Annotated in this window: 12 protein-coding genes; 3 read left to right on the top strand and 9 right to left on the bottom strand. The window is 70.8% G+C overall.

What is annotated here, in order from left to right:
* Positions 1 to 3: 3 nt before the first annotated feature.
* Entirely contained in the window at positions 4 to 1110 is a 1107-nt protein-coding gene (gene arsB, locus EV380_RS14565; protein ID WP_130451722.1) for an ACR3 family arsenite efflux transporter, read from the bottom strand.
* Between the two features lie 98 nt (positions 1111 to 1208).
* Entirely contained in the window at positions 1209 to 2690 is a 1482-nt protein-coding gene (locus tag EV380_RS14570; RefSeq protein WP_130452259.1) for an NAD(P)-binding protein, read from the bottom strand.
* Positions 2691 to 2875: 185 nt separating this feature from the next.
* Between EV380_RS14570 and EV380_RS14575 the strand changes: the two genes are divergently transcribed.
* Together EV380_RS14575 and EV380_RS14580 are read left to right on the top strand one after the other, a co-directional pair.
* A complete protein-coding gene (locus EV380_RS14575; protein WP_130451723.1) occupies positions 2876 to 3247 on the top strand; it encodes an ArsR/SmtB family transcription factor in 372 nt (123 codons plus the stop codon).
* Positions 3248 to 3262: 15 nt separating this feature from the next.
* Positions 3263 to 3673: an arsenate-mycothiol transferase ArsC gene (locus tag EV380_RS14580; protein WP_130451724.1), complete on the top strand. Its 411-nt coding sequence runs from the start codon at positions 3263 to 3265 to the stop codon at positions 3671 to 3673.
* Here the strand turns inward: EV380_RS14580 and EV380_RS14585 are convergent.
* The 6 genes from EV380_RS14585 to EV380_RS14610 all read right to left on the bottom strand — a co-directional run bounded on the left by EV380_RS14585 (position 3670) and on the right by EV380_RS14610 (position 9786).
* Positions 3670 to 4197, bottom strand: a complete 528-nt coding sequence (locus EV380_RS14585) for a hypothetical protein (protein ID WP_130451725.1) — start codon at positions 4195 to 4197, stop codon at positions 3670 to 3672. The two genes, EV380_RS14580 and EV380_RS14585, sit on opposite strands and share 4 nt — an antisense overlap.
* Before the next feature lie 101 nt (positions 4198 to 4298).
* Entirely contained in the window at positions 4299 to 5825 is a 1527-nt protein-coding gene (locus EV380_RS14590; protein WP_130451726.1) for a carboxyl transferase domain-containing protein, read from the bottom strand.
* On the bottom strand, positions 5822 to 7063 hold the full coding sequence (locus tag EV380_RS14595; RefSeq protein WP_130451727.1) for a CaiB/BaiF CoA transferase family protein: 1242 nt from the start codon (positions 7061 to 7063) through the stop codon (positions 5822 to 5824). The genes EV380_RS14590 and EV380_RS14595 overlap by 4 nt, the downstream gene beginning before the upstream one ends.
* Positions 7060 to 8298 carry an amidohydrolase gene (locus EV380_RS14600; protein WP_130451728.1) on the bottom strand — a complete coding sequence of 413 codons (1239 nt, stop codon included), beginning with the start codon at positions 8296 to 8298 and terminating at the stop codon, positions 7060 to 7062. The genes EV380_RS14595 and EV380_RS14600 overlap by 4 nt, the downstream gene beginning before the upstream one ends.
* Before the next feature lie 14 nt (positions 8299 to 8312).
* Positions 8313 to 9005, bottom strand: coding sequence for a hypothetical protein (locus EV380_RS14605; protein WP_102160406.1), 693 nt, complete (start codon positions 9003 to 9005; stop codon positions 8313 to 8315).
* Positions 9006 to 9030: 25 nt separating this feature from the next.
* Positions 9031 to 9786: a DUF5058 family protein gene (locus EV380_RS14610; protein WP_102160407.1), complete on the bottom strand. Its 756-nt coding sequence runs from the start codon at positions 9784 to 9786 to the stop codon at positions 9031 to 9033.
* 227 nt (positions 9787 to 10013) lie between these two features.
* Between EV380_RS14610 and EV380_RS14615 the strand changes: the two genes are divergently transcribed.
* Positions 10014 to 11492, top strand: a complete 1479-nt coding sequence (locus EV380_RS14615; protein WP_130451729.1) for an amidase — start codon at positions 10014 to 10016, stop codon at positions 11490 to 11492.
* On the opposite strand, the gene EV380_RS14620 is transcribed toward EV380_RS14615, so the two are convergent.
* Complete coding sequence (locus EV380_RS14620; protein ID WP_130451730.1) at positions 11421 to 12380, bottom strand: Lrp/AsnC family transcriptional regulator; 960 nt, start codon at positions 12378 to 12380, stop codon at positions 11421 to 11423. The two genes, EV380_RS14615 and EV380_RS14620, sit on opposite strands and share 72 nt — an antisense overlap.
* Positions 12381 to 12408: the final 28 nt, after the last annotated feature.

A 12408-nucleotide genomic window follows, 5' to 3' on the forward strand; every position in this document is an offset into this window, starting at 1 on the left:
GTACTACCTCTCGATCGGTGCGGGGCTGGCGGTGAAGAACTTGCGGGCCCAGAGGGCCACGTAGACGAGGGCCACGAGGATCGGGACCTCGATCAGCGGCCCGACGACGCCGGCCAGGGCCTGACCGCTCGTCGCCCCGAACGTCGCGATCGCCACGGCGATCGCCAGCTCGAAGTTGTTGCCCGATGCAGTGAAGGACAGTGTGGTCGTGCGTGCGTAACCGAGCTTAAGCACGTAGCCGATCAGCATCGAGGCGAAGAACGTGACGAGGAAGTAAACAATCAGGGGCAGCGCGATCCGCGCGACGTCGAGCGGGCGGCTCGCGATCTGCTCGCCCTGCAGCGCGAAGAGCACGACGATCGTGAACAAGAGGCCGTAGAGGGCCCATGGGCCGATCTTCGGCAGCAGCTTCGCCTCGTACCACTCCCTCCCGCGGGCGCGCTCGCCGAGGGTGCGCGTCAGGTAGCCGGCGACGAGCGGGATGCCGAGGAAGACCAAGACGGAGATCGTGATGGCCCAGATGGAGAACTCTGCGCTCGTCGTCGGCAGGCCGAGCCAGCTGGGCAGCAGCTGCAGGTAGAACCAGCCGAGGATGCCGAACATGAAGACCTGGAAGACGGAGTTCACGGCGACGAGGACGGCGGCGGCTTCGCGGTCGCCGCAGGCGAGATCGTTCCAGATCAGCACCATCGCGATGCAGCGCGCCAGGCCCACGATGATCAGGCCGGTCCGGTACTCCGGCAGGTCGGCGAGGAAGATCCAGGCGAGCACGAACATGAAGGCCGGAGCCAGCACCCAGTTGATCACGAGGGACGTGATCATGAGCTTCCTGTCGCCAATGACGCGCTGCGTCTCGTTGTAACGGACCTTCGCCAGCACGGGGTACATCATGACCAGCAGGCCGATGGCGATGGGCAGGGAGACCCCGGCGATCTGCACGGCCTCGAGGGCTTCGCCGAAGCCCGGGACCACCGCGCCGAGTCCGAGGCCGACGGCCATGGCGGCCACAATCCAGACGGGCAGGAAGCGGTCGAGCACGGACAGTTTCGCGACGACGTGAGCGGTCTCGTCGAGCGGCGGGGCGGGGGCGCGGGTGTCGGCCTGGGGCACGAGGGGTTCTCCGAATCTTGTATCGATGATTATCGATGCATTGCTGGTCAATCATCGCGCCGTAGATCGACGGATGTCAATATATGGCTCCGGGCGGTTTATTCTGCACCCTGCCGGCCGTGCGCGAGACCGGTCGGGACTCCGATGAGCACCGGCTCCGGGGTGGGGCAGCACCCGGCGGCGCCGTCGTCGTCGGCCGCTTCCTGTTCGGCCGGGGCGGGTGCGTCGCAGCTGCTGCCGGCGCCCGCCGAGCAGACTCCGGTCTCTGGCAGTTCGAGTTCGAGGCGCTCGGCGCCCTCGGCATCGCCGGCGAGGGCTGCGGCGATCGAGCGCACTTGCTCGTACCCGGTTGCCATCAAGAACGTCGGCGCGCGGCCGTAGCTCTTCATGCCCACGATGTAGAAGTCCTTCTCGGGGTGTGCCAGGAGGCGCGCGCCGTGCGGCTCGACCGTCCCGCAACTGTGGAACTCCGGGTCGATGAGCGGGCCGAGCGCGCGCGGAGCTTCGACCGCCGGGTCGAGATCCAACCGCAACTCGCGCAGCACGTCCAGGTCCGGGCGGAATCCGGTGGCGGGCACGAGCGAGTCCACGGTCAGGACCTCCTCGCCGTCAGGCGTGCGTGCGAGCACGTCCAGACGGCCGCCGGCGGGCAGGGTCTCAGCGACGGAGAAAGAGGTGCGCAGCTCGATCCGGCCCGTGTCCACCATGTTCTTCAGGCGCGCACCGAGCGCGCCGCGAGCCGGCAGCCCGTCCGCATCGCCGCCGCCGTAGACCCGCGCCGGGTCGGCCGCGCGCAGTGCCCACGTGACCCGCGTTCCCGGCTCCGCGTCGGCCAGGCGGCCGAGCAGGAGTAGCGTGTTCGCCGCCGAGTGACCTGCGCCGACGACCAGCGTATGGCGACCGGCGAACCGCTCGAGATCGGCGCCGAGCACGTCCGGCAGCGCCGAGGTGATCAGCCCGGCCCCGCGGGCCTCGCGCTCGCCGGGGGCCTCGAGCCCCGCCGGGCCGACGGGGTTCGGCTGCTCCCACGTGCCTGACGCATCGATCACGGCCCGTGCGTACAGCGTCTTCTGTACGACGACGGCGTCGCGGCTGCCCGCGCCGGTCGCGCCGTCCGCTGCGGTTGCGTCCTGTGCGCCGGTTGCCGCGATGCGCAGCAGGAAAGGTGAGTCGTCCCGGCCCCGTGAGTGCGTCTTGTCGAGCCCGCGCCCGTCGGTCCCCGCCCGGGAAACGGCCGTGACCCGGTGGCTGAGGTGCAGGGCGCGGGCGATGGGTGCGGTTGCGGCGAGCGGGGCGAGGTACTGCTCGACCAGATCCGCGCCGGTCGGCAGGCGCTTGGGCTTCGGGGCTTCCCACCCTGCCGCGTCCAACAGCCTGCGCGCGGCGGCGTCGATGTTGTACTGCCACGTCGAGAAGGTCTTGACATGACCCCAGGCCGACACGGTCGCGCCGACGGAGGCTGCTGCCTCGAGTACGACGACGGGGAGGCCGCGTTCGAGCAGGTGGGCCGCGGTCGCCAGGCCGATCGGCCCGGCCCCGATGACCGCGACGGGAAGCGCGTCGTCGTCGTGCTGGTTCATGGGAAGCGAGGCGGTGGTGACGGCGGTGTCCACGGGGTGCTCCTGTCGCGGGTGGGCTGCGGTCGGCGGCCCGCCCGGGGTGGTCGGGTTCAGGTATCGACGTTTGTCGATGTCTCGAGTATGATGTAATGCATCGATAACTGTCAATCTTTGCCGGGAGTGTCCGGCGGATGAGGGGAGAGGTCATGGCGGAAGCACTTGCGGAGGTCGCAGAGAAGACCGCCGACGGCGCCTGCTGCCTGCCGTCGGTGGAGACTCCCGGCCTGAGCGCAGCGGATTCGTCGGTGCTGGCTGCGCGGTTCAAGGCGCTCGCCGACCCGAACCGGCTGCGCCTGCTCTCACTCGTGGCGGCCGGGGACTCGGGTGAGGCCTGCGTGTGCGACTTGACCGGTCCGCTCGATCTCGGCCAGCCGACCGTTTCCCACCACCTGAAGATCCTCGTCGACGCCGGCCTGCTCGCCCGCGAGAAGCGCGGCGTCTGGGCGTACTACTCCGTGGTGCCCGGCGCGCTCGACGACCTGGCCGGCGCCCTGGGCGCATTCGGCGCCAACGCCTGAGAACAAGGAGATCCCATGACCGTCAAGCCCGCAGTCCTGTTCGTCTGCTCGAAGAACGGCGGCAAGTCCCAGATGGCCGCCGGCCTGATGACGCTCGAGGCCGGTGACGACGTCGTGGTGACGAGTGCGGGCACCAAGCCCGCCGAGAAGATCAACACGCTTTCCGCCGAGGTCCTGCTCGACGCCGGCGTCGACATCCGTGCCGAGGTCCCCAAGCCGCTCACCGTGGAGAACATGCGCGCCGCCGGGCTCGTGGTCGTGCTCGGGGCAGAGGCGCAGGTCGAGCCGGTCGACGGCGTCGTGATCGAGCGCTGGGAGACCGACGAGCCGAGCGCGCGCGGCATCGCGGGGCGGGAACGCATGGAGCTCGTCCGCGACGACATCCACGCGCGCGTGAAGGAGTTGAAGGCCCGCCTGCTCGGTTAGACGGTAGTCGACTGGTCGACCGGTGAGATCTTCCGGCGCAGCGTCAGCAGCGCCTCACGGTAGGCCTCCGGGTCGAACGAAAGCGTCTCGGCACCCGCGATCGGCGTCGTGCGCGCCGAGCCGGCGACCGTGTCCTCCCAGCCGAAGCGGGTCCAGGTCACGGCGTCGTCCTGGAGGTCGATCTCGCAGGAGAGGTAGCCGCAGGCCTCGTTGCGGCAGATCGGGCAGAACAGCAGGCCGACCCGCTGGGTCCCGGGGCCCTGCTCGAGCCCGAGCAGGTGGTCAATACGCAGGAGGCCGGCGGCGGGGAATGACGAATGCAGGTCCGCCATCTCGGCCGGCGCGTCCTGGGCCCCGGTCCAGTCGCGGATCCACCCCTGGAGCGGCTTGCCGTCGACCTGGATGTTCCAGACCGACTCCCGCATCTCCACGGCTTTGCGGCGACGGAGGACGCCGACGCGCCGCACTCCGCGGCGCGTGACGATCGTCTCCGTAAAGGAGAGCACGTTCGGCCCGGCATTCATCCCCCAATTATCAGCATGATTCGCGCTCAGGCGCGGATATTACGACGACGGGTCATACGCGCCGCGCCCGGCACCCGTTTCCGGGCCGGCACGGCGCGCGATCAGAGGGGCAGTCCGATGCGGGCGTACTTGTGTTCTCGGCCCGCCAGCAGCGACGCCAGCGGCAGCGCCGACACCTCAGCCAGGGCCGCGGCGACGGCGTCGGCCATATCGCGCGAGAACTCCCGTGGGCGCTCGTCGGCTGGTCCCGGCTCGGGCACCACGGTGTCGACGATCCCGGCCGCGAACAGCGACGCGGAGTCGACGTGCTGCTCGGCGGCCAGTTGCGCGGCGTGCTCCGTGTCGCGGTAGACGATCGCGCTGGCACCCTCCGGCGGCAGCGGCGAGAGCCACGCGTTGGCCGCGGCGATCGTGCGGTCCGCTGGCAGCAGCGCGAGCGCCCCGCCGCCTGTGCCCTGGCCCAGGAGCACTGAGACCGTCGCGGTGCGCAACCCGATCAGCTCCGTGATCGACCGGGCGATCTCCCCGGCCAGCCCACCCTCCTCCGCTTCACGGGAGAGCGCGGCGCCCTCGGTGTCGATGACGGTGACGAGCGGGATCGAGAGCTGCTCGGCCAGGCGCATTCCGCGCCGGGCCTCGCGCAGGAACGCCGGCCCCAACGGCTCGGAACGCTCGGGCCGCCGGTCCTGCCCGACGACGACGCACGCGCGCCCGCCGAGCCGCGCGAGGGCCAGGAACATGCTCGGGTCGCGTTCTCCCTGCGCCGTGCCGGAGAGCGGCAGGATGTCGGAGGCGCCGTACTTGAGCAGGTGTCGCACCGAGGGTCGGCGCGTCGCGCGCGTCGCCTCGATCGACCGCCACACGTCCTCGGGGCCGGCCGGCGCGGGCGGTGTGGGCGGTGTGGCGGCCGGGGCGCCGCCGTCGTGCCGCTGGGAATCGGCGGGGGCGAGGATCCGCAGGGCGCGGTCGACCACCCCGGCGAGCTCGCTCAGCGGGACGACTGCGTCGATCAGCCCCTTGGCCTGCAGGTTCTCGGCGACCTGCACGCCGGCGGGGAACGGGCGGCCGTAGATCGTCTCGTAGACGCGCGGGCCGAGGAACCCGAGCAGCGCGCCCGGCTGCGCGACGGTGACGTGGCCCTGCGATCCCCACGAGGCCATGACGCCGCCGGTGGTCGGGTCGCGCAGGTACACGAGATACGGCAGCCCCGCGAGCCGGTGGCGACGCACCGCGGCCGAGATGCCGACCATCGAAACGAACGCCGGCGTGCCTTCCTGCATGCGCGTGCCGCCCGAGGCCGGGCTCGCGAGCACGGCGAGCCCCTCGGTGGCGGCCCGGTCGAACAGGCGCACGAGGCGGTCGGCGGCTGCCATGCCGATGGATCCGCCCAGGAAGCCGAACTCGCTCACGGCGACCGCCACGCGACGCCCGTTGACCCGGCCCTCGCCCGTGATGATGGACTCGTCCGTCCCGCTCTTCGCGGCAGCGGCCGCGAGCTCGTCCCGGTACGACGGCGGCAGGTGCCCGGTCTCGGGGGTGCGGTCCCACGAGACGAACGTGCCGCCGTCGAGCACCTCCGCGATCAGTTCGCGCGCCGTGGTGCGGCGGGGGCGGGGCGTGGCGGTCATCGGCCGCCCCCCGTGGCTGGCGCCGGGGCAGCGCCGGCTCCCGCGTCGGCGGCGCCGCGGGCTGCGGCGCGGATTGCGGCCCCGTGCTGGTCGAGGGTGGGCGGCGGGGTGTGCTCGAGCCGGGTCGTCTCGGCGCCGTTCGTACCGAAAAAGCGCACGGCCGGCCCCGGCAGGGTCACAGGCCCCAGGACGGGGTGGTCGACGTCGACCCGCAGGTGCTGCGAGGCGACCTGCTCCCACGCGTAGACCTCGTCGAGGGTGCGGACCTTGCCGGCGGGGACGCCGGCGGCGTCGAGCCGCGCCAGCAGGTCCGCGGGGCCGTAGGCCGCGAACGCCTCCTCCACGATGCGGATGACGTCCTCACGCCGGTGCACGCGCTCCGCGTTGGTTTCGAGTCCCTCGACGCGGTCGCCCAGGCCGAACGCCTCGACGAAGGAGGCCCACAGCTTCTCACTGCCCACGCTGATCTGCACCTGCCCGCCGGCGCACCGGAACAGCCCGTAGGGGGCGATCGAGGGGTGGTGGTTGCCCTGCGCGCGCGGGACCTCGTGCGCGACCGTGGCCCGCGTGCCCTGGAAGGCGTGCACCCCGACGACGGCGGCCAGAAGCGAAGTCCGCACGACTTGGCCGCGGCCCGTGCGCTCCCGCTCGGCCAGCGCAGCGGCGACTCCATAGGCCCCGTACATCCCGGCCAGCAGGTCCGCGATCGGGACGCCGACTCGCTGGGGATCGTCCGGGCCTGACCCAGTGAGGGACATCAGGCCGGCCTCGCCCTGCAGGATCTGGTCGTATCCGCTGCGGTGGGACTCCGGGCCGTCGTGCCCGAACCCCGAGATCGACAGGATCACCAGGGCCGGGTTGAGCGCGTGCAGCCGCTCGAAACCGAGCCCGAGGCGGTCCATGACGCCCGGGCGGAAGTTCTCGATCAGCACGTCCGCGTCGGCGACGAGCGCCTCGAGGGTGGCCCGGCCGTCGTCGTCCTTGAGATCGAGCGACACGGACTCCTTGTTGCGGTTGCAGGAGAGGAAGTAGGTGGCCTGCGGGTCGTCCTCGGGCCCGACGAACGGCGGTCCCCAGCGGCGGGTGTCGTCGCCGGCGGCGCTCTCGACCTTGATGACGCGTGCGCCCAGATCTCCGAGCATCATGCCCGCGTGCGGGCCGGCCAGGGCGCGGCTGAGGTCCAGAACCGTCGTTCCGGTCAGCGGGCCGGTGGCCGGGGGAGTCGCGGGGCCGCTCATGCGGTGGCCTCCTCGTCGTCGGAGCCGACCCAGGCGAGCACGCCGGCGACGGCAGCGCGCGCCGCGGTCGTGAGGGTCGGTTCGGGCACGGGGCCGAAGAAGGGGGAGTGGTTCATGGGCACGTCCTCGTCGCGGTCGAAGCCGCCGAACATCCAGTAGACCGTGGGAACGCCGATGGCAGACCCGAGGTGGCCGAAGTCCTCCGACCCCATGAGGGGGCCCGTGGCGTTCACGTTCTCGGCGCCGATGGCGTGTTCGAGCGCGGTGGTCACGCGGGCGGCCGCAGCGGGATCGTTGTAGTTCTCCGGGAAGTCGTAGAGCTTCTCGATCGTCGGTTCGGGGGCGGCCGCGGCGGCGGCCTCGGCTTTCACGATGCGTTCGACGGCGGCCAGCACCTGCTCGCGCACGGGCGGCGTCAGCGTGCGGATGTTGAGCGTGAACTCTGCCCGGTCCGGGATGATGTTCTCCTTCAGGCCGGCGTGGAAGGTGCCGACCGTGACGACGGCGGGATCCATCGGATCCAGCTCACGGGAGACGATCGTCTGCAGGCGGGTCACGATGGACGAGGCGAGGACGATCGGGTCGATCGCGTGCTGGGGCTGCGAGCCGTGCGACTGCTTGCCGCGCACGGTCACGCGCAGGGCGTCGGCCATGGCCATTGCGGTCCCGCTGCTGATCGCGATCGTCCCGGCCCGCAGCGGCATGACGTGCTGGCCCAGCACCGCTTCGGGGCGGGGAGCTCTGTCCCAGAGGCCGTCGTCGACCATGGCGCGGGCGCCCGCTGCCGTCTCCTCACCGGGCTGGAAGAGCAGCACGATCGTCCCGGCCCAGCCGTCGCGGGACGCGTCGAGCATCCGGGCGGCGGCGAGCAGTGCGGCCACGTGGGTGTCGTGCCCGCACCCGTGCATGACGGGGACCTCCGTGCCGTCGGCCAGTGTGCCGGTCGCCGTCGACGCGTAGTCTAGTCCCGTGTCCTCGGCGATGGGCAGGCCGTCGGTGTCGGCGCGGAAGGCGACGACGGGGCCCTCGCCGTTGCGCAGGATGCCGACGACGCCGGTGCCGCCGCAGCGGAAGTTCTCGACGCCCAGCGCGTCCAGCTCCGCGGCGATGAAGTCGGCGGTGGCGTGCTCCTGCATGCTCAACTCGGGGTGGGCGTGCAGGTGCCGGTAGAGGGCGTGCACGTGCTCCTGGGCCGCGGCGTCGAGCGGCCGGATCCGGTCGATGGCGTGTGTCATGGTGTTCTCTTTCATCAGTCGCGTTTGCGGGCGAACCAGGAGATCAGCACCGTCGCGAGGACGCCGATCGCTGTTGCGTAGTACGTGAGGGCCGGGACGGCGGGGATGACGGCGAAGACGAGGACGACGGCCACCGCCAGCGCGATCACCGTCGGCCGCGCCTGCTTGACGGCGGCGATCGCCTGGATCAGGACGGCCCCGACGATCGAGGGCAGGATGTAGAGGCGTGTGACCTCGGTGACGGACTCCGGGATGATGGTCAGCAGCCACGTCCCGAAGATGCCCACGAAGATCAGCAGCGAGGTCAAGTGCACGATCGCGGCGCCGCAGATGCCCATGACGGCCGCGAGGTCGCCCTGTTTGCTGCCCGGCTTCGCGTCGATCCTGCTCTGCGCGCACAGGGCCGCCGGCAGCAGCTTGTTGGAGATGTTGCCGATCATGAAGGCCTGGTACATGGCGGCCTGGCCGAGGATCGGGAAGTAGGTGACGGGTTCGACGACCGCGAAGATGAGGAACGTGGCCGCGACGGCGGTGTAGGCGGTGATGATGTGCGTCAGGGTGACCCCGACGTCCATGAACAGGGCCACGTAGAGCGGTCCCGCCAAGGAGATGAGCAGACCAGCCAGCATCGTGAGCCGACCCCAGCGAGACGTCGTGCGTTCGAAGGCCTGCATACCGGTCGGGGATTCCGAGATGATCGTTGACATGGGGGTTCCTTCTCTAGCGGTCTCGTCAGGCGACGGTGGCCGTGTGGGCGAAGTAGGCGAACGTCAGGGCGACGATGATCGAGATGCCGAGGGCCCACTCCTTGATCCAGCCGGCGTTGAGTTTCTTCGCCGTGAAGAGGAGTCCAGCCATGATGATCGCCGAGATGCCGATCGTGAGCGCGCCGAGGCCGGACTTGGGCAGCTCAGCGACCGTCAGGGTCGTGAACGCTCCCAGCAGCGCGGCGCCCGGGATGAGCGCCATCGCGGCCGGGTTCACCTCGGAGAGCTTGTTCCCGCCGCGCTTGAGCAGCGGGGTCAGGATGAGGGTCGCCAGCATCCAGGCACCACCGCTGAGGCACATCGCGATGAAGGCGATAGCGAAAACCTGCTGCGTGTAGTCGGGCCCGCCGAGGTCCGCGCCGAGCGACGAGGCGGCGATGGACGCTGAGGCGACCTCGGTCGACACCGAGCCGATGAGGCCGATCCGGACCAGCACCGCGGGTGTCCCGAAGAGCGCCAGCAGTGCGATTGCCACGATGACGACGGCGAGCGACGGACCCACTGAGGCGATGGCGCCGGAGCGGAAGGCCCGCGTCAGGTCCTTCTTGTCCAGATCGACGGACGAACCGGCCGTGCGGGCCGCTTTCATGTAGATCGCCGTCTGGACGAAGATGATGGCGAAGACGCCGAGTGCGCAGATCCACAGGACCGGCGAGTTGGCCACCGCGGCGATGTCGGTGGATGCGCCGCTCGCGGCGACGACCGCTGATGTGCTGCTCATGGAATTTCCTTCCGGTGCCAAATGTGATGTCCATAACATTCACACTCCTCGCGGCCCGGTTCAATGATTGGCGGAATCGGACCGCGATCTGTCCATATCCGCCACCAGCGGGGTTTTTGTCGCCCGCGCTTCCCTGCGACCGTGACGTCGAACACACTCGAGGGGAGATGTGAGGTGCCGGCGACGTCGTCGCACACGGACGCCGCCAGCCGAACCGAGGAGAGAACATGACCGACCTGCACGAGAAGTCCGCGACCGAACTCGTCGCCCTGATGACCGCGGGCGAACTGTCCTCGCGGGAGGCGACGCGGGCCCATCTCGACCGCATCGAAGCGGTCAACGGTCCGATCAATGCGATCGTCACCATCGACGCCGAGGGCGCGATGCAGCGGGCCGCGGAGGCGGACCGTCGATTCGCGGAGTCCGGTCCGACGGGCGCACTGCACGGGCTGCCCATGACGCACAAGGACACGCACCAGGTGGCCGGGATGCGTTCGACCAACGGCTCGCCGGCTTTCGCCGAGCACGTCCCCGATCGCGACGACCTCATCGTCGCCCGGCTGCGCGCGGCCGGCGTCGTCGCCACCGGCAAGTCCAACGTGCCCGAGTTCGGTGCCGGGTCGCACACCTTCAACGAGGTCTTCGGGACAACCACCAACCCGTACGCGCCGACGCGCAGCGCCGGCGGATCCAGCGGAGGTCTGGCCGCAGCCCTGGCCGCGCGGATCCAGCCGCTCGGCGAGGGCAGCGACATGGGCGGCTCGGTGCGCATCCCGGCGTCGTTCTGCAATGTGTTCGGGCTCCGCCCCTCGCTCGGCGTCATCCCGATGCCGGGCGAGCGCAACGCGTGGGCCTGGCTCGGCAGGGTCGGCCCGATGGCCCGCACGGTCGAAGACATCGAGCTTTTCATGCGGGCGGCCTCGGGGCCCGCGGCCGAGCTGCAGTTGCAGGCCCCGCTGGACGCGTCGGCCTTCGGCGGCGAGGCGCCGGCCGACCTGCGTGGCGTCCGGATCGGAGTCAGCCGCGACTTCGGCCTGGGCGTGCCCGTGGAGGCGCCCATGCTCGCGGCCCTGGACCGCGCGGTCGCTGTCTTCGAATCCCTCGGCGCGACCGTTGAGGAGGCAACGATCGACCTGTCCGAGGCCGACCGGGTCTTCGGCGACACCAGAGCGATCGACTTCGCCACCGGCCTGGGCGCCCTCGTCGATTCCCAGCCGGAGCTCGTCAAGCCCGAGGTCATCTGGAACGTCGAGAAGGGGTGGGCGCTCGACGCGCGGACCCTGATCGAGACGACGGCGGCCGCGACGCGGCTGCAGCAGCGGGTCCGCGCCTACTTCGAGTCGTACGACCTGTTCCTGACTCCGGGGGCGCAGGTCCTCCCGTTCGACGCGACGCTGCGCTACCCGTCGGACGTGGACGGAGTCGAGTCGATGACATACCTGGACTGGATGCGTTCAGCCTGCCTGCTCTCGGCGACGGGGCTGCCCACGCTCGCCATGCCGGCCGGGTTCAGCGACTCCGGCCTGCCGACGGGGGTGCAGTTGAGCGCATTCCACTACCGTGACCCGCAGCTGCTGCGCGTCGCGCGCGTCTTCGAAGCGGCGACGGGCTACGCCCGGACCGCGCCGGAGATCTCAGGCGACGGACGGATCGTTCAGACGGCCCCCGCGTTTGCGGGCGCGCACGACCATCGTGATGTCGAATGATTCGACTTCGGAGGACCACTCGGATTCGGTGACGAAGCGGTAGAGGTCGTCGCCCGTCGGCAGGGTCACGTCGACGACGATCTGCGAGCTGCCGGCCAGTGCGGCCGCGTACCGGACGCGGGTGTCACGGCGCAGGGACTCGCCGATCGCGCTGATCTTCGCGGGGGCGATACGCAGCCACACGAGCGCCTCCAGCGGCAGGCCGACGGCGGCCGGTTCCACGAGAAGACGCAGCTGGACGGCCTCGCTGCTCAGGATCCACTCGACCCGCCGCCGGGCCGTGGTCTCCGATACGCCGGCCCGGCGGGCGATCTCCTCGAAACTCATGCGCGCGTTGGCGACGAGGCAGTCGACGATGTCCTTGTCCTGCGCGGAGAGGTCAAGGTCCACGAACGGCGCGCCGTCGCGGGCCAGCCGGGGTCCCCCCAGCTCTTCGACCTCGCGCGGGGTGAGCGCGCCGATGCGCCACGACCGGATGGTGCGGAAGTACTTCAACACCGGCAGCGTCTCCGCATGCGCGATGCCCGGGGTGGTCGCGAGGTCGACGGAGACCAGATGCGCCAGCTGGTCGCGGGTCGTGAGGATCTCCGCGACGACGTCGGTCGAGCCGGTCACCATGTAGGAGAAGCTGGTGTCCGCCCGCGTCGCCAGCGCCTCGGACGTGACGGGGGCGGAACCCGGCGTGCACCGGGCACGCACCAGCAGGGAGGCAGGGCGCGAGCGGATTCCGACGGCGGCGATCCGCCCGACCGAGAGCAGGTCCGTGCCGCGGCGGGCCACCGTGCGTTCGTGCTCGTCGAGCGCGTGAGCCACGGTTCGCCACGACGCACGGGGGTTGATCTGCAGCGCGGCGGCGATACGGCGTTCGAGGTCGTCGAGGACTTCCATGCTGTGTTCTCCCTCCCGTGGCCGCAGT

The organism is Zhihengliuella halotolerans (assembly GCF_004217565.1).
Classification (GTDB): domain Bacteria; phylum Actinomycetota; class Actinomycetes; order Actinomycetales; family Micrococcaceae; genus Zhihengliuella; species Zhihengliuella halotolerans.

Bases quoted from the DNA above. Each gene is read 5' to 3' on its own strand.
- EV380_RS14595 (WP_130451727.1), bottom strand. From the start codon at position 7,063: ATGAGCGGCCCCGCGACTCCCCCGGCCACCGGCCCGCTGACCGGAACG.
- EV380_RS14605 (WP_102160406.1), bottom strand. From the start codon at position 9,005: ATGTCAACGATCATCTCGGAATCCCCGACCGGTATGCAGGCCTTCGAA.
- EV380_RS14585 (WP_130451725.1), bottom strand. From the start codon at position 4,197: ATGAATGCCGGGCCGAACGTGCTCTCCTTTACGGAGACGATCGTCACG.
- EV380_RS14610 (WP_102160407.1), bottom strand. From the start codon at position 9,786: ATGAGCAGCACATCAGCGGTCGTCGCCGCGAGCGGCGCATCCACCGAC.
- EV380_RS14615 (WP_130451729.1), top strand. From the start codon at position 10,014: ATGACCGACCTGCACGAGAAGTCCGCGACCGAACTCGTCGCCCTGATG.
- EV380_RS14590 (WP_130451726.1), bottom strand. From the start codon at position 5,825: ATGACCGCCACGCCCCGCCCCCGCCGCACCACGGCGCGCGAACTGATC.
- EV380_RS14570 (WP_130452259.1), bottom strand. From the start codon at position 2,690: ATGAACCAGCACGACGACGACGCGCTTCCCGTCGCGGTCATCGGGGCC.
- EV380_RS14580 (WP_130451724.1), top strand. From the start codon at position 3,263: ATGACCGTCAAGCCCGCAGTCCTGTTCGTCTGCTCGAAGAACGGCGGC.
- EV380_RS14575 (WP_130451723.1), top strand. From the start codon at position 2,876: ATGGCGGAAGCACTTGCGGAGGTCGCAGAGAAGACCGCCGACGGCGCC.
- EV380_RS14600 (WP_130451728.1), bottom strand. From the start codon at position 8,298: ATGACACACGCCATCGACCGGATCCGGCCGCTCGACGCCGCGGCCCAG.
- EV380_RS14620 (WP_130451730.1), bottom strand. From the start codon at position 12,380: ATGGAAGTCCTCGACGACCTCGAACGCCGTATCGCCGCCGCGCTGCAG.